The organism is Olsenella sp. Marseille-QA0557 (assembly GCF_965119725.1).
Lineage (GTDB): Bacteria > Actinomycetota > Coriobacteriia > Coriobacteriales > Atopobiaceae > Coprovicinus > Coprovicinus avistercoris.
In genome coordinates, this window is sequence record NZ_CBCPMI010000001.1 from 753681 (window position 1) to 777987 (window position 24307).

Annotated in this window: 23 protein-coding genes and 2 tRNA genes; 1 reads left to right on the forward strand and 24 read right to left on the reverse strand. The window is 47.8% G+C overall.

The features are described from left to right. Positions 1-10 precede the first annotated feature (10 nt). From ACQY6Y_RS03410 to ACQY6Y_RS03525, 24 genes are all read right to left on the reverse strand, one after another. Positions 11-427 carry a PTS sugar transporter subunit IIA gene (locus ACQY6Y_RS03410; protein WP_428378908.1) on the reverse strand — a complete coding sequence of 139 codons (417 nt, stop codon included), beginning with the start codon at positions 425-427 and terminating at the stop codon, positions 11-13. Further along, the gene (locus ACQY6Y_RS03415) at positions 420-1208 is read right to left on the reverse strand and encodes a BtpA/SgcQ family protein (RefSeq protein ID WP_428378909.1); all 789 of its coding nucleotides are present in this window, start codon (positions 1206-1208) and stop codon (positions 420-422) included. The genes ACQY6Y_RS03410 and ACQY6Y_RS03415 overlap by 8 nt, the downstream gene beginning before the upstream one ends. 39 nt (positions 1209-1247) lie before the next feature. Continuing rightward, positions 1248-2042: a BtpA/SgcQ family protein gene (locus ACQY6Y_RS03420; RefSeq protein WP_428378910.1), complete on the reverse strand. Its 795-nt coding sequence runs from the start codon at positions 2040-2042 to the stop codon at positions 1248-1250. A 123-nt stretch (positions 2043-2165) separates the two neighbouring features. Further along, positions 2166-2546 (reverse strand): VOC family protein, encoded by a 381-nt coding sequence (locus ACQY6Y_RS03425; RefSeq protein WP_428378911.1) that lies wholly within the window; start codon positions 2544-2546, stop codon positions 2166-2168. Between the two features lie 49 nt (positions 2547-2595). After that, the gene (locus ACQY6Y_RS03430) at positions 2596-4209 is read right to left on the reverse strand and encodes a PTS system mannose/fructose/sorbose family transporter subunit IID (RefSeq protein ID WP_428378912.1); all 1614 of its coding nucleotides are present in this window, start codon (positions 4207-4209) and stop codon (positions 2596-2598) included. A 24-nt stretch (positions 4210-4233) separates the two neighbouring features. Then, on the reverse strand, positions 4234-4710 hold the full coding sequence (locus ACQY6Y_RS03435) for a PTS system mannose/fructose/N-acetylgalactosamine-transporter subunit IIB (RefSeq protein WP_428378913.1): 477 nt from the start codon (positions 4708-4710) through the stop codon (positions 4234-4236). Positions 4711-5042: 332 nt separating this feature from the next. After that, positions 5043-5747, reverse strand: coding sequence for a phosphoribosylglycinamide formyltransferase (gene purN / locus ACQY6Y_RS03440; RefSeq protein WP_428378914.1), 705 nt, complete (start codon positions 5745-5747; stop codon positions 5043-5045). 115 nt (positions 5748-5862) lie between these two features. Next, a complete protein-coding gene (gene purM / locus ACQY6Y_RS03445) occupies positions 5863-6999 on the reverse strand; it encodes a phosphoribosylformylglycinamidine cyclo-ligase (RefSeq protein WP_428378915.1) in 1137 nt (378 codons plus the stop codon). An 18-nt stretch (positions 7000-7017) separates the two neighbouring features. Beyond that, positions 7018-8514 carry an amidophosphoribosyltransferase gene (gene purF, locus ACQY6Y_RS03450; RefSeq protein WP_428379944.1) on the reverse strand — a complete coding sequence of 499 codons (1497 nt, stop codon included), beginning with the start codon at positions 8512-8514 and terminating at the stop codon, positions 7018-7020. Between the two features lie 32 nt (positions 8515-8546). Next, entirely contained in the window at positions 8547-9368 is an 822-nt protein-coding gene (gene srtB, locus ACQY6Y_RS03455; protein WP_428378916.1) for a class B sortase, read from the reverse strand. 5 nt (positions 9369-9373) lie between these two features. Next, entirely contained in the window at positions 9374-9835 is a 462-nt protein-coding gene (gene purE / locus ACQY6Y_RS03460) for a 5-(carboxyamino)imidazole ribonucleotide mutase (RefSeq protein WP_428378917.1), read from the reverse strand. 61 nt (positions 9836-9896) lie between these two features. After that, positions 9897-10883, reverse strand: a complete 987-nt coding sequence (locus tag ACQY6Y_RS03465) for a hypothetical protein (protein ID WP_428378918.1) — start codon at positions 10881-10883, stop codon at positions 9897-9899. Between the two features lie 68 nt (positions 10884-10951). Continuing rightward, positions 10952-12730: an ABC transporter ATP-binding protein gene (locus tag ACQY6Y_RS03470; RefSeq protein WP_428378919.1), complete on the reverse strand. Its 1779-nt coding sequence runs from the start codon at positions 12728-12730 to the stop codon at positions 10952-10954. Between the two features lie 110 nt (positions 12731-12840). Next, positions 12841-13509, reverse strand: a complete 669-nt coding sequence (locus tag ACQY6Y_RS03475; RefSeq protein WP_428379945.1) for an NUDIX domain-containing protein — start codon at positions 13507-13509, stop codon at positions 12841-12843. Between the two features lie 107 nt (positions 13510-13616). Continuing rightward, positions 13617-15860, reverse strand: a complete 2244-nt coding sequence (gene purD / locus ACQY6Y_RS03480; RefSeq protein ID WP_428378920.1) for a phosphoribosylamine--glycine ligase — start codon at positions 15858-15860, stop codon at positions 13617-13619. 14 nt (positions 15861-15874) lie between these two features. Then, on the reverse strand, positions 15875-17155 hold the full coding sequence (locus tag ACQY6Y_RS03485; RefSeq protein ID WP_428378922.1) for an adenylosuccinate synthase: 1281 nt from the start codon (positions 17153-17155) through the stop codon (positions 15875-15877). A gap of 166 nt (positions 17156-17321) precedes the next feature. After that, on the reverse strand, positions 17322-18653 hold the full coding sequence (gene dnaB / locus ACQY6Y_RS03490) for a replicative DNA helicase (RefSeq protein ID WP_428379947.1): 1332 nt from the start codon (positions 18651-18653) through the stop codon (positions 17322-17324). Between the two features lie 520 nt (positions 18654-19173). Then, positions 19174-19737 (reverse strand): 50S ribosomal protein L9, encoded by a 564-nt coding sequence (gene rplI, locus ACQY6Y_RS03495; protein ID WP_428378923.1) that lies wholly within the window; start codon positions 19735-19737, stop codon positions 19174-19176. Positions 19738-19812: 75 nt separating this feature from the next. Next, positions 19813-20079 carry a 30S ribosomal protein S18 gene (gene rpsR, locus ACQY6Y_RS03500; RefSeq protein WP_428378924.1) on the reverse strand — a complete coding sequence of 89 codons (267 nt, stop codon included), beginning with the start codon at positions 20077-20079 and terminating at the stop codon, positions 19813-19815. A 41-nt stretch (positions 20080-20120) separates the two neighbouring features. Continuing rightward, positions 20121-20576: a single-stranded DNA-binding protein gene (locus tag ACQY6Y_RS03505; protein ID WP_428378925.1), complete on the reverse strand. Its 456-nt coding sequence runs from the start codon at positions 20574-20576 to the stop codon at positions 20121-20123. A gap of 43 nt (positions 20577-20619) precedes the next feature. Continuing rightward, the gene (rpsF, locus tag ACQY6Y_RS03510) at positions 20620-20913 is read right to left on the reverse strand and encodes a 30S ribosomal protein S6 (protein WP_428378926.1); all 294 of its coding nucleotides are present in this window, start codon (positions 20911-20913) and stop codon (positions 20620-20622) included. 345 nt (positions 20914-21258) lie between these two features. Then, complete coding sequence (locus ACQY6Y_RS03515; RefSeq protein ID WP_428378927.1) at positions 21259-22392, reverse strand: DUF4013 domain-containing protein; 1134 nt, start codon at positions 22390-22392, stop codon at positions 21259-21261. A gap of 163 nt (positions 22393-22555) precedes the next feature. Then, positions 22556-22645 (reverse strand) — tRNA-Ser (locus tag ACQY6Y_RS03520). A 40-nt stretch (positions 22646-22685) separates the two neighbouring features. Then, positions 22686-22776: transfer RNA gene (locus ACQY6Y_RS03525), tRNA-Ser, on the reverse strand. Positions 22777-23049: 273 nt separating this feature from the next. Here ACQY6Y_RS03525 and ACQY6Y_RS03530 point away from each other — a divergent pair. Beyond that, positions 23050-24276, forward strand: a complete 1227-nt coding sequence (locus ACQY6Y_RS03530) for an arginine deiminase family protein (protein WP_428378928.1) — start codon at positions 23050-23052, stop codon at positions 24274-24276. The last annotated feature ends 31 nt before the right edge of the window (positions 24277-24307 follow it).

Consider the following 24307-nt stretch of genomic DNA (forward strand, 5'->3'; position numbering starts at 1 on the left):
ATACTCAATTTTAAAGACCAAGCACTTCGCGGACATCTGCAAGCGAATCTGCGAAATTCTGACGTGCCTGACTATGCAATTCAGACAGACTTTTGTCGTTTCTATCGGCAAATGCCTCCATGAGAGTGGGCAGGTTCACTCCCGATAAACATTCCAAATTGGGGCAACTCTCCGCAAGGTCGTGCATCGCCATCGCAACTGTATTAAAAGGCGTTCCTGAAAGCACATCAACAAAAATTAGTACACCTTCCTCGGTATACATTGACATAATGGCATTGCGAACAGCCTGTCCAAACAGTTCTGCAGAATCGTCTGGCTTAAGTCCAAGCGCCACCACCTCTTGGGCATCATCACCAAAAAACATGCCGAGAACTTCTCGATATGCTTCAGCTAATGAGCCGTGGGTAACAACAAGGATCTTAGGCACGATACTTGCTCCTTACGACATCCATAAATCCTTTTACGAGATTAGTGTCGATACGGTCGCCCGTCTTAAAGCCTCGACCAACAATAACACCGTTGGCATATTCAAGATAATCGAGTACGTTATCGGGCTTCACACCAGATCCTACAAGAATTGGGAAGTCACCAATGGCCTCACGCATAGACTTCACATCATCAACTGTGATCTTCTTGGATTGATCATTTTCTGTCACGATAACCGCACTTGCATCATGATTGATCGCATTACCAGCAAGTTCGTTGATGGCAACTTCAGGAACACCATATGTCTCCGCCGTGTGCACATCGGTAAACAACATCGTGTCTGATGGATAATCCTTCATGAGCTTTGCAAGTGGTGTTGAGCAAGCCTCGATATAACCGAACGACCCAGCACGGTTATCAACAAACGCCTCAACACGAATGAAGTCCGCATTACATGCATACGCCATGGCCCATTCTTGAACAAATGCATTCATCTCAATATTTACGCCGAAAGGAATAGGACAAAACTCCTTAATCCTGGTCGCAACATTCAGCATGACCGAATAGGACTCAAGAGGAATCTCGGTGCTGTACTGAGGCCAGTCGCTAAAGTTTTCAAGCATAATGGCATCAACACCAGAATCGATGAGACGATGAGCATCATCCAGAGCGTTTGCTACCAGCTCATCTTTGTTGTTGCCATAAGCAGGATTGCCGGGCAATGGAAGCAGATGAACCATGCCGATGACCATTTTTCTGCTGAAAAACTCCTCTTTATCCATAGCGAACTCCTTTTGCTATCGTAGTTTGGGTTTACGTAATTAAGCTTTTGCAGCCATCAACTCACGAACGCGGTCGGTATCAACAGCGTTTTCCACAACTCCATCAACTTTGATACTGCTGCCAACAATCACGCCATCTGCAACACTCAAATAGTCAGAAAGTGTACAAGCGTTTGTGCCGCTGCCAACCAATACAGGGCAAGTATCCGCATGTTGCTTTACGGTGCGAACATCTTCCAATGTTGGACTAGAGCCGGTTACTAATCCGGTACAAATGATGGCATCCGCACCCGCTTCTCGCATGGCTTCAACCGTAAAATCAACTGGTTGTTCTACCCAAGGGAACGTATGTTTTACTTGCAAATCGGCTAGAACAGCAATGTCCGCCGGGTACTTTCTGCGGAGTCGCGCCAACTCCGGTCCAGCGGCAGTAAAAACTCCATTGGGACCCATTCGATTTTCCGCAAGAACCTCTACACGAATGAAATCGCATCCGGTTGCATATGCAATTGCCCACTCAGCTTCGCAGTCATTGAACTGAACGTTCACACCCATAGGGACAGAACATGCATCACGCAGTTTTGCCACAAGGGCACTCATGGCGCTATAGGTAATAAGTTCATTCTTTGGCGCATACGGAACGTCACCAAAATTCTCAACGATAACTGCATCGATACCGCCTGCAAGAAGCGCATCGAGATCTTGCCGAGCACGCTCAGCAATTGCATCCATATCGTTCTCATAATGCGGAGCACCGGGAAGTGCTGCCAGATGCACCATACCAATTACTGGCTTTTCATTATCAAGCATTTCTTGAAAACTCGTCATAGGCATATCCATACTCCGTTCTTTAATGACGACAGAGTTCATATGCCGCTCTCAAAGAACGGCCGGATGTGCATTAAGCTGTGCGCAGCGCTCGCCCGTCAAGAGCGCTGCGCAAGAAAAAGGGAGGCGTTAATAGCAGACTTCGATAACGTTGTCCTCAAACGCAACAGCGCGCATTTCTTTTCCGCCTACCGTAGCCGGTTCATAGAGAATCTGATAGCCTGCTTCCTTGAAAGCTGCAATAATTTGGTTAAGACGGTCTTCACTTTCGACCTTTATGCAGATATGTGCATATCCCGTACGGTTAGGATCTTTTGCATTATCAACAACCTCAGGTTTTGTCATAAGTTCAAGACGTGGACCTTCGGCAAAATCAAGAATGTAGGAGTAGTAATTATTCTCTTCCTCGTTGTAGACGCAGTGGACAGTTGCATCAAACGTTTTCATGAAGAAGTCTTTTGCTCCCTCAAGATCCGATACAAACATACCGACATTGGTTATCTTTGCCATCCTATGCCTCCTTCTACTTATAAAGTCAATCTGGTGTTGCTTTCTTCTGCTATGCAGCTGACGCAATAATGCCTGCAAGACCGAGTAGGAAGCTAATAATCATGATTGCAAAAGTAATGTAGGACGCCTTAACACCTTTCTTGGCTGCCATATAAATGCCAAGTGTTAAAAGAAGCGGCATCATACCAGGCAGAATTGCATCAAATACACCTGTCTGGAGGTTGAAAAGCTCAACACCTTCCTGCCATATAGAAACATTAAACGTAAAGGATACATAGCTACATACAAGCGCTCCCATTACGGCACAGCCAAGTATTTCAGCAACCTTTACAACCTTATCGAAAAGGCCACTTTCCATAAGTTTAAGTACGGCTTCACCACCACTTTTATAACCAAGATTGAGAAGCCAGTAACCTACGCCATAGAAAATCACAACGAATAATACGGTGTATGCAATTGGTGCCCAAGTAGCTCCACCTGTAGCAAGGTTAATAAAAATAACCGAAAGCACGGGAAGCAAAACCACTTGAGAAAGTGTATCGCCAATACCAGCGCATGGTCCCATAAGGCCAGATTTAATAGAGACAAAGGCTTCGTCAGGTATGTCAGCGCCGAGCCTCTTCTGCTCCTCCATTGCGGTACAAATACCTAATAACATTCCACCAAAATTGTGATCGGTATTAAAGAACATCGTATGACGTTTCAGCGCTGCAATGAGGCCTTCTTGATCGTCCTTATAAATACGCTTGAGAACCGGTACCATTGCGGCCCCAAAACCGAGACCTTGCATTCTCTCGTAGTTATAACAAGATTCGCAGTAATACTCCCAGTCCAACCAAGAAGTAATGAGATTCTTCTTGCTTATCAACTTATACGCTGTGTTATTGGTGTCGCTAATATTACGAAAAGCTTCAAAGTCTTCACTTGAAAAGCCAACTACAAGCACTGCAATAATTCCAAAGATAAGTGATGTAGCAATCGCATTAAGCCCAAGGTAAGCAGCAGCTAAAAAGCCCAAGAAGAAAAACAGTCTAGCTTCACCTTTAAAGATTGTAAGAAGCATGAGACCAATACCAACAGCAGGAAGCAAACCACCCATGACACTTAGCGCATTGAGAATTGGCCCATCCAAAGAATTTGAAATGTTCACCACAAGGCCTTGGCCAAAGTAGATGATGCTAAATGCCGCTGCAAAACGAATAACCCACTTCACTGCATAAGGTATCCACAGGTTTGCGACTTGAAGTCTGCTTGCTTTGCCCTCATTTACCCATTTGTCGGCAAGAGGGATAAGGAAACACTGAAGTGTCATGGTTAAGGTCCAGACAACGGAACCAAAAACACCCAGCGGAACGGCAAGTCCAAGTGCCGCATCAACACCAAGGCCTCCGATTAGTGCAAATGCCGTACCCAAAATACCGGCCATGCTTGAATCGGAAGGCAGTGAACCACCTGCGGAAATAACACCCAGGTACATAATGTTAATTGTTGCGCCGATGATGGTTCCCTGAACAGGGTCACCTAAAATGAGACCTACAAAGAGGCCTGCCACCAAGGGCCGGTCGATCGTTGCCCAGGTACCCATTGAGCCAAATGGCCATGCACTCTCGCCGAGGCAATAGTACAAGGCAATAAGGGCAGCCTGTAAGATACTAACTTCCATGAATCTAACCTCCCCTGTACAAAATCAGAGCAAGCCCTCAATGTTCTCTTTCTGATCGGTAGGAACCATCTGGCAAAACACCGGCACGCCCGCTGCGATAATGCTTCTCAAATCATTAAGTTCATCAGGGCTTGCGGAGATGTTTTTGTTAAAACGCTTTCTTCCAGGAGCACCACCCATATTGCCTAGAATAATCTCGTTTAAAGCGATGCCGGATTCCACTACTTTCAGGAAGGGAGCTGGGGTCTTTGCGAGAATAAAGATTCTCTCGCCTTCATCCGAGGGCTCCTGTAAATACGAGATTGCTTGCTCCTCGGTTTTAATAAGGAGCTCAAGATTTTTTGGAGCAGCTGCAAAGAGAATTCGCGAGAGAAATGTATTATTTGCTGAAGCTGCATCAATGATGAGGATCTTATTTGGATCGTACTGCTTTATCCAAGAAGTCATTACCTGTCCATGAATAAGTCGCTCGTCGATCCTATTTGCAACAATTGTTCTCATGTCTAAGCCTCCGCTCCATATCACTGCAGTGAATAATTGGCCGTAATGAATAACTCATTTATGACCTGATAACCAAGGGCCCATTGGTCTTGTTTTTATTTATGCTGACAACCAGCCTCGTCGCAATTCGGTACTTTGTTGTAACTGGTTTCTTTTTTATCCCCTTGACTGAACAATCATTTTATTTCTGCAGTTAAATAGGGGTATTTTTAGTTAGATTATTTAATAGAAAGAAGCAGTTTATCCGTGAACGGAAATATCGATTTTTCTCTTTAATACAAATAGAGCCGTCATATGACGGCTCTAAAGCAAAAAATATTATTTGTATTTCTTTACCAAGCGTAGCCTTTTACTACACGAACACCATGCCGAATGAAAGGTGAGTCATTTTTATCAACAGAAACACGCATAGGCGGTTTCCCGTCGACCTGTGTTTTGCCATCAGGTAGAACTTTAACTCGTCCCTCGGCAATCATTTGAATTGTCTCTGGATACAACTTATGTTCTACACGATGGATAGCAGCCTCGAGATCATCCCGAGTCCAAGACTCCTGCACCTCAACCGGGCATTGGGCAATTATTGAGCCGTCATCATACACTTCGTTAGCAAAATGTACTGTTACACCCGTAATTTTTACGCCGCTGTCATAAGCCTCATCAATAGCATGAGCTCCTGGAAAACTTGGAAGCAGTGCGGGATGTAGATTAACCACACTGTTTGGAAATGCATTCAAGATTGGAGAATGTACCATTCGCATATACCCGGACATAATCACGTACTTCACACCATGATCTAAAAGCTGCTGAGCAATTACTTTATCAGCTTCAATCTTGTCCTCGGCATATTGTTTTGGCGTCATAGAGAAGGTAGGGATACCAGCTCGTTCTGCTCTTACAAGACCATATGCACTTGGTCTGCTGGAAATAACGATCTTTATTTCAGCATTTACACTTCCTGCTTCAATTGCATCGATAATTGCCTGCAAATTTGAGCCATTGCCGGAAAGCAAAATTCCAATTGGAAGCGGAGTATTCATTCTGAGCAGAGCACCTCACTTCGAGACGCATTTTCGGATGTCATACGATAGGTTACCTTTTTCTCACCTGTTATTACCACGGAAGTTTTCAAAAAGATGACTTCACTTCTACTTCCTACATCTGATCTGCGTAACGAACCTGACCTGTACCCTCAACACATGTGCCAACAACAAAAGGCTTTTCGCCGAGGCCCTCAAGCTCGCTGCGAACCGCATCAGCATCTTCCGGCGCACAGATAATGCAGAGACCAACACCCATATTGAAGGTCTTGCATGCCTCATTCGGAGATAGATTGGCACGACGGCAGATCTCAGAAATGACAGGCGGAACGTCCCAAGCAAATGTTGCAGCTACTCCAGGAGTATCTCCTGTGCCAGCTTCAATCGTACGATCGACAATGGCATCCACCGTATCGGGAAGAGCACGATCGAGATTTTCTGAAATACCACCACCGGTAATATGAGCAAGAGCCTTTATCGGAGTTCCTGCTGCAAGAGCCTTAAGAATGGGTTTCACATAAATACGTGTTGGCTTCATCACTGCGTCTGCCATAGATTCGCCGAGGTTCTCATCAAACGCCTCGAGCTTACCGCGGCATTCCTCAGCCTCGGGTGTTCCCGGCACAAGACCATCTACGCCGAGCACACGGCGCACGAGCGAATAACCATTGGAATGAACACCTGTTGATGCCAAGCCAAAAATCACATCGCCTGGGCGAACTGTTTCAGGATCAAGCATGCGAGCACGATCAACGGCACCGACTGCAAAGCCTGCCAAATCATAATCGTCAGCACGCATAACGCCCGGGTGCTCAGCCATCTCTCCACCAACAAGCGCACAGCCAGCCAGACGGCACCCTTCGGCAATACCGCTCACAATTTTTGCCATACGATCTGCTTCAAGATGACCAATGGCCACATAATCAAGGAAGAAAAGGGGTTCTGCGCCAGACGCCAAAATATCGTTTACGCACATAGCAACGAGATCTTGACCCACCGTTTCATGGCGATCGAGCAGCTGAGCTAAAGCGAGCTTTGTGCCTACGCCATCAGTTCCGGAGATAAGAACTGGGTCATCCATCTCTTTTAACTTAGCAGCTGAGAACAGCCCACCAAAGCCACCAATACCACCAATAACCTCGGGGCGATTTGTAGAAGCTACCATCGAACGAATGGCATCTACAGCACGTGCACCTTCTGCAGTATCCACTCCCGCGTCAGCATAGGTAAGCTGTTGGGTTGTATCGCTCATGGATCCCCTTCCCAAGCGTTAGTTGTTTTCGGCAGTTATGCCGCCTATTCCCATTTTTATATCAGCACGCGACAAACCAAGATTGCGTGGTGTATATCCCTCGCAGAACTTACCGGACGAGAAACTTGCCGGAATCTCTACTGGATATTCTCCCGTAAAGCACGCCGTACAATAGCCGTTCATAGGAACACAGTTGAGCAGGCCTTCAACCGAGAGAAATGCAAGAGAGTCAGCGCCAATAAACTCACGGATACCCTCGAGATCCATGTTGGCTGAAATGAGCTGATCTTGCGTATCGGTATCGATGCCGTAAAAGCATGGCCAGGTAACTTCTGGCGAGTTAATACGGACATGAACCTCGGTAGCACCTGCATCGCGTAGCATCCGGACAATTTGCATTGACGTCGTACCACGAACAATGGAATCGTCCACCATAACAATGCGTTTACCAGCAACGTTATCTGGAAGTGCATTGAGCTTCATACGTACGCCGCGACTTCTCAGCTCCTGTGTGGGCTGAATAAAGGTGCGTGCTACATACCTGTTTTTAATGAGGCCTTCGCCAAAAGGAAGCCCTAGTTCGTGAGCAAATCCTTCTGCAGGAGGCATGCCCGAGTCCGGCACGCCAATAACCAGATCCGCATCTACTGGTGCTTCATGCGCCAAGCGACGCCCCATGGCATAGCGCATGGCGTAAAAGGAAGAGCCATCTTTAACGGAATCAGGACGGGCAAAATACACGTGCTCAAAGATGCAGTTTGCAGGCATACGCTGCGGCACACCACGGCACGTTACAATGCCATCATCAGAGAGACGAATGATCTCACCAGGCGTTATTTCACGAACGAATGTTGCACCCACAATATCAAGAGCACACGTTTCGCTTGCAACTACCCAACCCTCAGATGCCTCTTCAGTTGCCTCAAGCTTTCCAAGAACCAAAGGACGGATACCGTTAGGATCGCGAAATGCATACAGAGCATTCTCGCGAACCAATGCCATGGCATAGCCGCCTTCTATTCTGCGCATAGCGGCAGCTATACCTTCACGGAGATGACCGGTTTTCTCGGTAAAGTAGCCAATGAGCTTAGCCGCCACTTCGGAGTCTGTATTAGAACGGAAAGGAATTCCTAGCTCAATGAGTTGACGCCTGAGATCATCTGAGTTTACAAGCGTTCCATTATGAGCAAGCGCAACAATTACCTCGCCAATAGTGGAAAGATGCGGCTGAGCCGCTTCCCAGCTTTTAGCTCCTGAGGTTCCATAGCGCACATGTCCAACTGCAACATGGCCAGGAAGTGCAGAAAGATCAGCATCAGAAAAAACTTGGCTCACAAGGCCAAGGTCTTTGCGGACAAGAACGGTGGCGCCATCTCCCACAGCAATACCCGCTGATTCTTGACCACGATGTTGTAGGGCAAAAAGACCAAAATACGTGAGTCGTGCAACATCACGTCCAGGTGCCCAAACGCCAAAAACACCACATTCCTCATGCAGTGTATCGGCCTCAGTCATAGTTTCATGAGTAGCAACGGAACTAGTTGCTGTCACGATACCGCCTCTCCCGCAAGCGCAGCGTTTGCCTCGTTCTTCTCAACACATACCAGCAGTGTACGCCCATACCCATCAATATAATTGCAGGTGGAGAGCGTCAATATATGAGATGTTCCGTCGATAATGGTTTTCGCGTTGGCGTTTTGTGTTACCGCTTTATCCAACAGTCCTGAAAGATAGGTATGAAACTCTTCCGTTGACGCGAAACTTACCGTACGGGCTGCTGAATCATCAGGTGTCGTATAGTACACAAAAAGTGGCATCAGCTCATAATTTGCGTCTTCTGTGACATACCAGACGGTATCTATGCCATCAAAAAATTCCTGATTATCCATGTCAGCAATTTGTTTGAACATCGATCCATTTTTAAGGTGATGTCCGTAGATGATGGTCTGTGGATCCAACATGCCAGGAGCCTGATTTTCATAATCCATAAAAATCTGGCCACCTATGCCATACACTCCATGAGCATTGGTGTTGAGGTAATAGTCGTTATCTTCCCCTTGATATACCGGGTAGTTAATAACCGTTCCTGGAATTTGTATCCAGCCTACCACGTCATCGTTAATTGCCTTGAGTCCTGCCCAGTCAACCGTTGGTGGCTGATTGGGATCGTCGGATAACGTAACGTATGCCGCAAGCTCTTCATTTACAACATCCTGCTCGTGATAACGCCATTGAGAAAAGCCCCATATGCCTGCCGCAGCTAAAAGAAGAACAACACCTACTGCAAGCAGGACATTTGAAACAATTTTGGATGGCTTTGATGCAGGTGCAGGGCGTTTGAAATGAGAGCCCTGCTTATTACGCGGCATGGTTACTACGCCTCAGCCATTTGCTGTTTGAAAGCTACGATTTTTTCACGCCACTCTGGCATAGAAGCGCCAAGGATTTGTGTTGCATAGATGGCTGCATTCTTTGCACCGCCAATCGCAACGCATGCCACCGGCACACCTGAAGGCATCTGAACCATAGAGAGCAGCGAATCCATACCGCCCAAATCGCTTGTCTTCATAGGAACACCTACGATAGGAAGCGGCGTATAGGCGGCAACAACACCGCCAAGATGAGCAGCTTTACCTGCTGCAGCAATAATGACTTTTAAACCGCGATCAGCAGCAGAAGATGCCCACTCATGCACTTTAGCAGGTGAGCGATGAGCAGAAGCAATGACCAATTCATACGGCACGCCAAACTCTTCGAGCTGTGCTGTGCAAGCCTCCATTGCAGGCATATCAGATTTTGAACCCATAATGATACCGACGAGTGGAGTTTCTGCCATGCTTCCTCCTCATATCTCAGCGCTGCATCTCCAGCGCATTTGCCATTAAAACGATCTTCTTTTACTGCTCTGTGGATTGAGTCTGATTGTTGTTAGATGTTCCGTCGTTCGTCTGATCTTCAGCATTGGTATCTGTTGAAGTTCCTGTTTCATCCTGCGTGCTTGAAGGTGTGAGCACACCCGACTCTTCTTCGTTGTCCTCTTCACTTTGATCGGGGACTAACAGGTCGGTAACGATGTTGCTCTTGAGCTGGTCGCGCAACTCTGCGGTGGTTTTCTCATCCATACCAGTAATAGAGCACGAGAACCAGACACCATCCTCATTGGAATTCTTTGTCCAAATAAAGGTCATGAAATTGCGAACATTACCTGCAGGGCGTAAAAATCCAAAGAGCTGCGAAGTCTGGAAATTTCCGTCTTTATCGGCGTGAACGTTTACGTGGTAGACAACCACATCGATATCGGGATTGAGCAACGCATTAATTGCCAATGCTGTTGATTGCACTTGTGCACTCGAGAAACAATCGCGCGCGTTCTCTGATGTGGAATCGGTAACGGTAACTTCAAGACGCCCGGTGTTCTCGCTCGCCTCAACAATAGTAAAGTCCTCAGGGAACTGAGTGAAGCCACCGCCCCATTCAATTCCATTTTTCATGGCAGCAGAGACATTTGCTACCGTAACTTCATCGGTAAGACTTGCCGTGGAAGTACGCCGAACGATGCCACAAGAAACCTGTGCAAGCGTTACTACGAGCAGTGTAAGCACAACAAACAAGACGGCAGTACGCTTGATTGCCCGCTCTACCGTAGAACCAGAAGGATCGGCATCGGAGAGTGGGTCAATATCTACTCCAACGCCCTTTTCTTTACGACGGGCACGCTCACGACGGGCAGTATCCACATTATCGTGGCCCGTTTCATCTACGCGAGAGAATAACTCCTCTGCTTCATCAGCATTAAGAAACTTGCTTTTCTTCTTGCCTTTGTCAGCACGTCTCGCTGCCATGACACCCTTTTCGTCCAGCTTTCCATCGGTCACGCACTCCATGAGTATACGCAGCTTTGAGCCACAATTCATGGACAGACAGAGTAATCATAACCACTACGCTTTAAAACCTAGTGGACTAGATCATTCTCGCCACCAAACTGCATGCGATAATACCGCGCATACGTACCGTTGAGTGCAAGAAGATCTTTATGCGTACCGCGCTCTGCAACCCGGCCATTATCGATGGTCACAATCTCATCGGCGCCCTTAATGGTAGAGAGACGATGAGCAATCACAAGCGTTGTACGGTTTTGGGCAAGGCGTTCCAGAGACTCCTGTACGGCGCGCTCGCTTTCGTTATCAAGTGCAGATGTTGCCTCGTCAAGAATAAGAATTGCGGGGTTCTTCAAGAATACGCGGGCAATAGCGATGCGCTGCTTCTGTCCGCCCGAGAGACGTGCTCCTCGTTCTCCTACCTCTGTTTCAAAGCCTTCTGGCAAATGCTGCACAAACTCAGTGACATTGGCAAGACGAGCTGCTTCAGCAATTTCATCTGCTGTTGCATCAGGACGTCCATAGGCAATGTTTTCGGCAATTGTCCCATCAAAGAGATAGACATCTTGCTGAACTAAACCGATGGCTTCACGCAAACTTTTTTGAGTAACATCGCGCACATCCTGTCCGTCGATGGTAATAGAGCCGGAGTCTACGTCATAAAATCGTGGCAACAATGAACACGTGGTAGATTTTCCGCCACCAGAAGGACCAACAAGCGCAATAGTTTCTCCGGGAGCAATATCAAGGTTGAGATGATCGATAACTACATCGGATTTCTCACCATTATGTTCTGGATAAGAGAAACAGACATCGCGATAACTAACAGCACCTTCGCTGATCTTAAGATCGGGGGCATCGGGCTTATCCTGAATATCGGGCGTTGTATCCAGCACCTCTTGAAAACGTCTAAAACCTGCAATTGCCTTCTGAAAAGTCTCCGTAAAATCGAGAATCGAGGTAATAGGAGCTGTGAACAGAGAAATATAAAGGGCATATGTTGCAAGGTCTAATGCTTCCATCTGTCCCTGAGCAATAAGCCAGCCACCATAGACCACCACGGCGGTATTAAGCGCCCCCATCATGACGGCAATGGCTGATTGATAGCGCCCCATTGCACGGTACATACGGGTTTTTGAATCAAGATAAGCATCGTTTGCGCGACGGAACTTTTTACGCTCAACATCTTCTGCGGTAAAACTCTTAACTACACGAATACCGGCAAGAGAATCTTCAAGACTCGAATTTACGCCCGATATTCTCACGCGATTCTCTGTATACACTGCACGCATATGCCAGTTTGCATAGATGTTGTACACCACAAGCAATAAGGCAATGAGCGCCAGCACGGCAGTGAGCTGGATATTGATAGAAGAAAGAATGATAAATGAACCAATAACTTCAATGATTCCAATGAGAATAAACTCTGGTCCATGATGCGCGGCCTCAGAAATATCAAACAAGTCCGAAACGAGACGGCTCATGAGATCGCCCGATTTATGCTCATCAAAATATGAAAAGCTCATGCGTTCATAGGCGTCAAAGAGATTTTCACGCATCCGGCTTTCCATGCGGGCACCCATAACATGCCCCCAGAAAATAACGAAATACCGGCACACAAAACGCACGGCATACATAGCAATAAGGCCGATTGCCAAGTAGAGCAGAGCGCCCATAATGGCATCTTTGCCCTCGGTAAATAAGCCACCGGTAAGCGTTCGAAGAATCTGGGGAAATGCAAGGTCGACTGCCGCTACCAAAATAGCTGCGATGATGTCGATAACAAAAAGGTGAAGCTGCCCTCGGTAATACGAGAGGAATGAACGAAAAAGTGAGCGACGCTGAGCGGGCATAAAACTCCCTTTGCAATAGAACCGACTAAGCGATAGTACAGCGTACCATGCACAATACTGCCGACCTTGCGCATCACACAAGATCGGCAGTTTTTCGTTCCATTTCCTTATTATTCAGATGTCACAGCAAGACGATGAGAGACTGCATCACAAATAAGAGCACCTACGACAGTCTTTGCATCTTCAATACGGCCATCTAACACCGTGTCTACAAGCTCAGAGAGTTCAACAAGATCCACGTTGATAAACTCGTCTGCATCGGGATCAGACTGAGTAAAGGTCAATCCTGTTGCCATATAAATATGGATGAGCTCGTCGCAGAATCCATCGGAGCTTGCAATGGTAGTAAGGTATGCCATCTGCTCGGCTTCCATACCCGTTTCCTCAAGAAGCTCTCGGCGAGCACAGGTGAGAGGGTCTTCACCCGGGTCCAGTTTGCCGGCAGGAATTTCTACCGTTACGCGGCCCAGAGCCGTACGATACTGGCGTACCAGACAGATACATCCATCGTTGGTAAGGGCAACCACTGCTACTGCACCACGGTGACGCACAACATCTCTGATTGCCTCTCGTCCATCTGGCAAACCTACACGAAGCCTATCAACAGAGAAGATTTTGCCTTCCCAAGCAACCTCTTCGGCTAATACATGCTCCGCAAGATCAGCATCGCGCGGGTCATCGTCGCCTAGAACAAGGTTTCGCCGAACAGGCTCACCAGAGACGTGGTTCGAATGAGACCTATCGCCATCGTAGGTAAGTTGCTGTGTTACATCGAGCAAAGCATCTGCGGCATCGATTAACGCCTCATCGTTGAGTTCACTATCAGAATGTGAGAGTACCAAAGCGTCATCATTCTCAATGCTTTGATCGATGTTGTTATACTCCACTACGACTCCTCCCACGCCTCACGGCCTTTCAGCGCGCGAAGACCAATATCGTGGCGGCATGTTTTTCCCTCAAAGTTGATGAGTTCACACGCCTCATATGCACGATTACGCGCTTCCTCAAATGTGGGGGCCAGCGCCGTCACATCGAGCACACGACCACCGGCAGTAATGATGTTGCCCTCAGCATCAAGAGTGGTTCCGGCGTGATATACCGTAACACCTTCGCAGGCATTAGCCTCATCAATACCGGTAATAACCTTGCCCTTCTCATAAGCGCCAGGGTAACCTGCCGAAGCAAGAACAACGGAAACAGCCCAATCGTTATCCCATGAAACATCAGCCTCATTAAGCGTTCCGTTATCACAGCGCAAAAATACGTCGACAAGATCCGCATGCATACGGGGGAGTACCACCTGTGTTTCAGGATCGCCAAAGCGAGCATTAAACTCGAGAACCTTTGGGCCATCTTCTGTAAGCATGAAACCACCGTAGAGGCAGCCACGGTAATCAATACCCTCAGCGGCAAGCTGCGCAACCACGCGGCGCTCAATATCTACCATCTGCTCAAGCTCTTCAGGTGTGACAATGGGAACCGGAGAATACACGCCCATGCCACCTGTATTGGGGCCTCGGTCGCCTTCGTAAGCGCGCTTGTGATCCTGAGAAGCAGCCAGCGGAACAAGCGTTTGACCATCAGTAAGACCCAAAAGCGAGCACTCTGGTCCGCGCAGCAATTCTTCTACAACAACCAGCTTGCCTGCATCACCAAAAGCAGTAAAGCATTCGTGAACTCCTGCCAAGGCTTCTTCGGTGCTCTGTGCGACAACAACGCCCTTGCCAGCAGCAAGACCATCTGCCTTTATAACAACAGGACCACCGATTTCGCGTACATAAGCTGCACAGGCATCTTCATCATCAAATGAACGCCAAGACGCAGTTGGAACTCCCGCCTTTTCCATAATCTCTTTGGCAAACTGCTTGGAGCCCTCCATACGAGCTGCTGCTGCATTTGGTCCAAAGACAGGAATACCTGCAGCACGAACTGCATCAGCCACACCACTCACCAAAGGAGCTTCTGGGCCTATAACCACAAGCCCAATGCCATTATCACGGGCAAAGGAAGCAACCTCTTCGCCATCCTCAGGATTGATATCCACACGTTCAGCTATTGACCACATGCCGCCATTGCCTGGGGCAACATAGAGCTTTCCTGCCCGCGGGGACTCCGCAAGTTTGGTGAGAAGAGCATGCTCACGACCACCAGAACCAAGCAATAAGATATCGACCTTCTCGCTGGCAGAACCCATGGATCCTCCTTGATTTTTAACGCTTTGGGTATCCTTATTGTTACTTTGCCAAAAGACCTGGCGAGGTGCAAAACCAACACCAATTGCGCCAATTCCAATTGTACTCACTGTTGCAGGGCTAGCATTTGCAACCCACACACACTCAGAAGAAAATTCGTTGGTATCAAGCGGGCGGTCAATATACTCAAGATAGCGCGGCATACCGGCACTTACCTCGGCATACATGATTGGACCGTCCTCATGCGCACACACGCTCAGATGACGAACTAAATCTGAAGCAAGGTAGCTTAAGTCAGTATGGGAAGCCACCGTAGCAAGCATTCCGTCTTTGTTCGTTTTTATCAGCTGGCGCTGACCTGTTACTGCGCGTGCTAAGCGAGCGAGTGTTCCCCGAATGCCGCGATGCACAGAGCCATTACTGCTGAAAGACCGATCTGGAGCAGGTATAAAATACAGACTTGTTTTTGCAGCAAAAGCACGTGCATGTTCTGCTGCTTCTTTTACCGATACACCCGAATTGCGGGCACTCACAACATCTCGCAGAACAAGACCTTCCGCAACAGAAAATGTCTTTGTATCGACAAGCTCTATCTTTTGTGTTGCTGACATTAAACGAGCAGCTGTACGAGCAGCTTCAAATGAACCAGCAAGCGCTGTTGAAGCGTGGATTGAAACGATAGTCTCAAACCCTTCTTCAAACAGCGCTGCAAAGACATGCTCATAGTCAAGACCTGTAGGAGGTGCCACATGAGGTGCTGCAGTTGCTGTTGCGAGTGCTACATAAAAGTCACTCGTTCCTTCAGTTCCAAGGCTCGGATAGTCGCAGCCATCAAGCGTTGTATGGAATGGCACAACCTGCACCTGTTGTTCCTCACACCATTCAAGTGGGAGGTCGCAAGCAGAATCTACAACGATTGCAAATTCGCTCTTAGGCACGATAGTAGGCACCTCTAGTTCCAGTATCTATCGATTGTTTGCTCACGGTCTGGACCAACCGTGATGATTGAAACACGCACTCCAGCCAGTTGCTCAAGGAAATCAATGTAGTCTTTAGCTTCACGCGGCAGCTGGTAGAAGTTGCGGATGCCAGAGATATCGCACTTCCAGCCCGGCAGTGTTTCATAGACGGGCTTGGCATGATAGAAAACGCTCTGATGCTCAGGCACGGTACGATACTCAACGCCGTCGCACTCATAAGCTACGCATACTTTAATTTCATCAAGGCAGCCCAAAACATCGAGCTTAGTGATCGCAAGATCTGTCAGACCATTTACTCGCACGGCATAGTTAACAACGACTGCATCGTACCAGCCACAGCGACGCTTACGACCAGTTGTAACACCATACTCGTGTCCAACCTCACCGAGTTTGTCACCCACTTCATCAAAGAGCTCCGTGGGGAAAGGACCGGATCCTACACGCGTGAGATAAGCCTTTGCCACACCGAGCACACGCTTGATGTTGGTGGGACCCACACCTGAACCAGTTACTGCACCACCGGCGGTGCAATTGGAGCTTGTAACAAAAGGATACGTACCATGATCGATGTCGAGCATGGTTGCCTGGGCACCCTCAAACAGAACATTCTTTCCTGCCTCAAGTTGCTCATTCAGGAAAATACTGCTCTCTACGATGTAGGGACGAATACGCTCTGCATAGGGTAAATAGGTTTCACAGATACCATCGACGGTATAGGTTGGAAGCTCGTACACCTTCTCAAGAATTGGGTTGGTATACGCAAGAGCGCTTTCCAGCTTCTGGCGGAAGATCTTCTCATCCAACATATCTTGGATGCGCAGACCTGTGCGGTTCATCTTATCCATATAGCATGGGCCAACGCCGCGCTTAGTGGTGCCAATGAGGTTCTTACCAAGCTTTTTCTCATGAGCACCATCAAGATCTTTGTGATAAGGCATAACGATATGCGCATTGCCCGAAATCTTGAGACGATCAGCAGAAATACCCTGCTCAGCAAGCATATCAATCTCAGAAAGTAAAACTTCTGGATCCACGATACAGCCGTTGCCAATAACAGGATATGTTCCTTCATACATGACACCAGAAGGCACCTGATGGAGCGCCAACTTCTTACCATTAGCAATTACCGTATGGCCAGCATTTGCGCCGCCGGCATAACGGCATACAACGTCAAAATCACCGGAGATAAGGTCGGTAACTTTACCTTTACCCTCGTCTCCCCATTGAGTGCCCACAAGTACCGATGCAGACATGCGGTCTCCCTCGCTCGTTCTCATATAGTCTGGCACACGCACCGAACGGGAAGCCGTCTTCGGCGGCGGGCATAGCCCGGTCGGGTCGGCGAAATCAGTATAGGACAATACAGCCAAATCTCTTGCGAGAGGGTTGTATGTTCCATATGTTCAGTGTCTCTTTACTCTACTCTTCGTGGTGAGTGTCAACCTCTACAAACTTTGTTGAACCTGGCAAGAAAGTGAGAGGTACCACACCTGTTGGGCCCGAACGGTTCTTAGCGATAATAAACTCGGTAATATTCTCGTCCGGACGATCTTGGCGAGCAGCCTCTTCTGCCGTTACAGATCGATCCAAGAGAATAACAATGTCAGCGTCCTGCTCGATAGCACCTGATTCTCTCAGGTCTGAAAGCTGTGGTCGCTTACCGGTACGCGCCTCAGAGGAACGGTTGAGCTGCGAAAGAGCAATAACAGGAACACCGAGGTCTTTTGCCATAATTTTGATACCACGGCTCATCTCAGAAACCTCAGTTGCACGAGAATCTGAGCGACGTCCACCTGAAGGTGGCGACACAAGCTGCAAATAGTCCAGGATTACTACGCCGTTCTTTTTCCCATGAAGCATGCGACGTGCTTTGGCACGTATCTCTGTCACAGTCGTGCCCGGCGTGTCGTCGATCATGATATCGAGCTGTGAGAGCTCGCTTGTAGCCTCGAGGATTTGTGGCCATTGCTGATCGCGGATATTAGCCGAGCGAATATCGGTAAGACCAATGCGTGCATGCGCAGAAAGCAGGCGCTGAGCAATTTCTACCTTACTCATCTCAAGTGAGAAAAAGGCAACCGAAGCGCCCGAAGATGCTGCATTAACAGCAAGATTAAGCGCAAATGAAGTCTTACCAACACCAGGTCGAGCACCGATAACTACCATTTGACCTTCACGTAAACCAAGAAGGCGAGAATCGATGCCCGGAAAACCAGTCTGAACACCTAAGAAATCTGTACGATTTCGTGCTTGCTCGTCCAACTGCTCGTAGAGCTCCTCCATGATCTGCTCTACTGTTGAATAGTTGGAGCTCACATCGCGATCGGTAACGCCTAAAAGCAGACGCTCTGCATCATTTACAACTTCTTTTGTATCTTCCGGAGCACTATATGCAAGTGCGGTAATTTGAGCAGAAGCTTGAATAATGTTGCGCAGCGTAGAGTCTCGACGAAGAATCTCGGCATGGTGATGCCAACTTGCAAGTGCAAACGTGTTGCCGCTGAGTTCTACCAGATATGCGCGACCGCCAACGCGTTCAAGGTCCCCCGAAGAATTGAGATAATCTGCCAGAGAAATAGGATCGACTGGCTGACTACGATCAAAAAGCGCATGCATAGCCGCAAATATTTTTTGATTGGATGGGATGTAAAAATCCTGCTCGTCTAATTGAACAAGGCACTCCTGCAGCACATCACTTGAAACCAGCATGGCTGATAGTACCGACGCTTCAGCTGACGCATCCTGAGGCATGGGTGCCGAATACTCTGATGAACTGGTATGGCTTTCATCAGTGTAATGGGATTGATCTAAAGCAGGCAAAACATTCCTTCCAACAAAGACTAGCTTGGGAATCGTAGCTTATTTACGTCCGCCTGTTTCTCTGTGTTTTATGTCTCCCACGCTTTATACAGGAGATTGTCGAAGGCTTTCTGCTTTCAACGGCGGATTTGTAAGTTTTCAACGTTTTCAACAATCTTTGCATAATTCGATGAGCGGGTTTTCAACAATCGCAAGATACACAGGACAGGCTAGGAATATGCAACCTTGCAGCTATCCTCTTATCGAACATAGTATGGATATTCTATGTTTCCCCAGTTAAATTGGCATTTTTCGATACTTTTATTCGAAGATGCCCAGTTCAGCTATGGTGTTTAGATCAGCAGACTCATCATTTTTTAAGAAAATTTATTGCCACAAAGAAAGCTACTACCTGCGGCGATTGTAGAAATCTGCAGGTAGTAGCTCTTCTTGAAAAATATGAGGTAAAGAGTTATTCGGCAGCTTCTTCTACCACAATCTCCTCAACCTCGACCTCAACCTCTTCAGCGGCTTCCTCGGCTGCCTCAGCAACCTCTGCCTCAGCGGCAGCAGCCTGAGCAGCAAACCACTCGGCGTCACCGACGGTGACCTCGAGAGTAGCGGTGATCTCACGATAGAGGTTGACATTTACCTTGTGAACGCCAGCCGTCTTGATGTTGGCGGTACGCTCAATGCGCTTACGATCAATCTCGATTCCAAGTTGATCTTTCACTGCATCGGCAATCATAGCGGTGGTAACAGAACCGAAGAGTTGGCCCTCTTCACCAACCTTTGCCTCAACAGTTACGCTCTTGCCCTCGAGAGCTGCCTTTGTTGCCTCAGCATCGGCAATGCGCTGCTCTTCGCGCTTAGCGATGTTGTGACGGCGCTCCTCGAGCTGCTTGATGTTGCCCTTGGTAGCAGCGATGGCGATACGCTGGGGGAACAGATAGTTCTCCGCATAGCCCTGAGCGACATCTACGATGTCACCCTCGCCACCCTTGCCCCTGAGCTCGCTCAGAAGGATGACTTTCATGAACGCTCCTTAAATAAGTCGGCTTTACCGACGTACTTTTCTATCTTGCGCGTATTGCTTGCGCGAGCAACGGAACTACCGACGCTCGCGACGACCGCCACGATTGGAAATTACCGGGACGGTGTACGGCAGGAGCGCCATAACGCGAGCGCGCTTGATGGCGTTCGCAATATCGTGCTGGTGCTGCGTGCAAGCGCCAGTAACACGACGAGGCTTAATCTTGCCACGGTCGGTCATATACTTGCGAAGGAGCTGGACATCTTTGTAGTCGATGAAGTCCGTGTTCTCCTTGCAGAACTGGCAATACTTGCGACGCGGCTGACGCTGATAATCAGTAGCCATGTCTTAATACCTTTCCTGCAACGGCAATGCCGCATTCGTTCCTAGAAGGGAATATCTTCGTCGTAAACCTCAGCAGCAGGCGGCGTATGTATAGGACGCGATGCCTGTGGTGCTGGGGTAGATGCAACTGGAGCTGAAGCCATGGGGGCAGGAGAGCCGGCGCCCTGCTGACCTCTCGACAAGAACTCAATCTCATCGATAACAACTTCGATCTTGCTTCTGCGCTGACCATCACGTTCCCATGAGCTATAGCGCAGCTTGCCCTCAATTGCGACTTTAGATCCCTTTGAGAGGAAACGTGAGACCGCCTCAGCACGGGCACCAAACATAACGCAATCCACGAAGTTGGGATAATCTTCCCACTCGCCAGTCTGTTGATTACGACGACGATCATTAACCGCTACACCAAAAGACAGAATTTGTGTTCCACCTGCGGTAACACGAATCTCAGGGTCACGGGTAAGATTGCCGCTAATAAGCACTCGGTTGATGCTCATTTTTCTCACTACCTCTCATTGGTGGAAACCCACCTTCCATGTACTAGTCCTTGTCGGGACGACGCACGATCATGTGACGCTTGACGGCATCGTTAATGCGAAGAACGCGGTCAAGCTCGGCGATCTGGTTAGCATCTGCATGGAAATCGATGAGAGTATAGTCACCCTCATTGAGGTGGTCGATCTCATAGGCGAGCTTGCGCCTACCCCAATCCTCGACGTTATCCACCTTGCCGCCATTATCGGAGATGGCAACATCGATACGCTTCATAACGCCAGCGCGGACCTCATCGGTGGATGAGGGATCGACAAAAAACAGCAACTCGTAAGCCTTCATTCTTTCACCTCCTCTGGGCTGATGGCCCCAGGACGTGAAGGTTTGCGCCTAGGGCAGAAGGATTCGCCCAGGTATCCTACCACAGACGCGCACTTGTTTTGCCAAGACTTTTCCTTACGTCACAGCTCCATCACGCTCTCCACACATGTATCGTAGAAGGGGCTTCTAACAAATATCCTCTCAAGCACATGCAAAATTGATGACGCATACATTCAATTATCTGACATGACGATAAACATCACGCATAAATACATGAATGATATTCATCGTATGAGCAGGTCAGGAGCATTTTTCTGTAAGTAAAATCAAACTGGCGCGTTCGCTTGGTTGTTTTACACAAATCTTTTAATCGTTTGTATATTCTTGTGGCGCAATCGCTTTTCCACAATTGCGACAGAATTTATCTCCCGGGACCAATGGATTGCCGCATTGTGGACAAAAACGGGGTTGTACATGCTCTTGGTCCACGTTTTGCCCAGATATAACAGGGGCCGTATAACCACTTTGCGGCATATCTGTCGTCATTTGAGGAAGAGCGGCTTTATTGTTTTGATTTACGTCTGCTGGTTGCTGGCCAGTGTTATACGCTCCATACACCTCGCCATAAGACCAAGGTTTTTGTTCTTTCATCGGCTGAGGCATCTCATCAGAAACGCCACCCCATGCTTGAACATCAAATTGGTACATCCACAGACCAATAGACATATAGTGGACTGGATACAAAAAGGCAGAATAAATAATGCCTGCGAGCCAAAAGACAATAATGATTGGTAAGAGCACCTGTAGAAGTAACACAATAAGTCTTACAGCTTGTTCACTGGTTACCACACTGTTTGAGAGCGACGTTAGATAATTAATTTCATCTACAAGATTCTCATTAATATCAAGTACAAGTCCTGCGAGAGGCATACCTATAAAGAAAGCGAGCAACGAGATAAATATGTTACCGAAGAATCCAACAACAAACTGACTCACTATTATTTTTGCAAGACCAGATATACCATGACGCGCCATCATAACAATGCGTTTAACAGCAAATCCAGCACTAATCTTCTGATATATAGTGGCGTGAAGTGCAGCTACTAAACCTACAACCGAGAAACAGAGAATAATTATCGCTATTGGCATTGTTAGCATTGCAGCAATGAATGAAAGTGAGAAAAAGTTAAGGACCATCGATATGGTCTCTAAAACAAAGGTGGGTACAAAGACCCAACAAAATGCAACAACAAAACCTCGTAGGCCAGATCGTAAGCACGTACCAATTCCGAGTGTTCCTTTTTCAGGAGCATTTTGCATACCCCAAGCAATCATGCGAGCGCGTTCGAGACAATAACCCATAACACCCAGCACACCAACTAAGGGAACGATAAGCGCCAAAATGATGAGCATTATGGTCTTACCCCAGCCCTTTTGCGAAGTAAGCATGCGCCAAGCACGTTGATAGTACGAGGAGTTTATAAATACAGGGCTTGCCATGGGTTATTCCCTCACTCTCATTTGCTTAAGTAGCACGAAAGTATAATCAACCCAAGATAAAAATATGTGATTGCTCACTATGGTTTTCATTATTGAATTGTAATTAATGAAGAGAAATAAAGATAAAAAAAGAGGCTACCTGAAGTAACCTGAAAATGAATACTGGCGGAGGAGGAGGGATTCGAACCCTCGTACCCCCGAAGGGGTAAACGGTTTTCGAGACCGCCGCATTCAACCACTCTGCCACCCCTCCGTTAGGGTGACGCGGCGCCCGAGGCGCCGCGAGCAAGTTCTGGCGGAGAGTCAGGGATTTGAACCCTGGAGACGCTTTAGGCGCCTACACGATTTCCAATCGTGCTCCTTCGGCCACTCGGACAACTCTCCTTAAAACCGCAACGGACAGTATACCGTAAGTCACCCTCCATTCGGAAGGTCATTCTTATCTTTCTTTTGAGTTCCTTCACAAATATTGCTTGTTTTTATAAGCCAACGTATCACATCAGCCGTTATCCCCATTATTTATTGCATTTAAGGGATTCATTCATAAACATATTTACATGAATACGTAATACTTATGCAACAGTACATATTCACAATAGCGATTGCTGCTGGGTGCTTACACCGAGAGCTACCCATTCAATTATGGAGGGAGAGTCAGTGTCTCACGTTCATGTTTACTCCGAAATTGGGCAATTAAAGCGCGTTATGTTGAGCAGACCAGGGGATGAATTGAATCAAGTTCACCCATTCCATCTCCAAGAGATGCTTCTGCAAGACACTCCAATGCTTACACGTGCCCAAGCCGAACATGATGAGTTTGCTCAAATATTGCGTAATGCCGGTGCAGAAGTTTTTTATATTCGCGATTTATTTACACAGGCCATGTCACATCAGGATGCGCGTGAGGCTTTTACAAAAGAATTTATTGCAGCTTCACATGTTTGCTCTCCGCAGCTTGAAGAAGCAGTTCTGGCTTATTACAACCAGCTTGATACCACGTCATTTGTAAATGCAATTTACTGTGGTATTCGCTCTGATAATGCATTTTTCGCCGACGACACAACCCTTGGCGGCATGATTAGCAAAGGCGCACTCTTTATTGTTGAACCGCTTCCAAATGCCTATTTTGCCCGCGACTCAAGCATTAACGTTGCAGACGGCGTAATTCTTTCGCACATGTGCAAGCGTTATCGTCAGCGTGAGCCACTGCTTTTAAAGTACATCCATCGCTATTCAGACCTGTACGCCGATGATCCTACCGAGGATCTCTATAACATGAAGTCGCCTTGGACTATTGAAGGTGGCGACGTAATGGTTGCCTCGGATCACACGCTCTGCATTGGCTGCTTTGGTCGCACCGAGCCTGGTGCTATTGAAGCAGTTGCCGCGAGTGTCTTTGAGCGTGGATATACCTCAGTGTATGCATTCCATTCGCGCGATCCTCGCATTATGCATCTTGACGGCATGCTGGCAATGATTGATTACGACACCTTCATGTGCAATCCCTTCATGAAAGACAATGTCGCAGTTTTCAAGCTCACTCCTGGCGCTATTGATACCAATGGTAAGCCAAGTGTGCACTGCTCCCTTGTTGAAGGCGGCTGGTCAGATGCGCTGTGTGAGGCTGTCGGCGTAGATGCAGTGCGTTTTATTCCTTGCGGCAATGGCGACATGATTGGTGGTCGTTGGGAGTCTTATAACCTTGGTGCCAATCTGCTTTGCATTAAGCCAGGCGAAGTAGCTGCATACGATCGCAACCTCATCACGCTTGATCTTCTCGATAAAGCAGGTATTACCGTCCATACTTTCTGCGGATCTGAACTGAGCCGTGGCAAGGGTGGTCCACGTTGCATGAGCATGCCTATTTGGCGAGAAGATCTGTAGTGCATTACTTCTCATCAGGTTTATTTAGGTA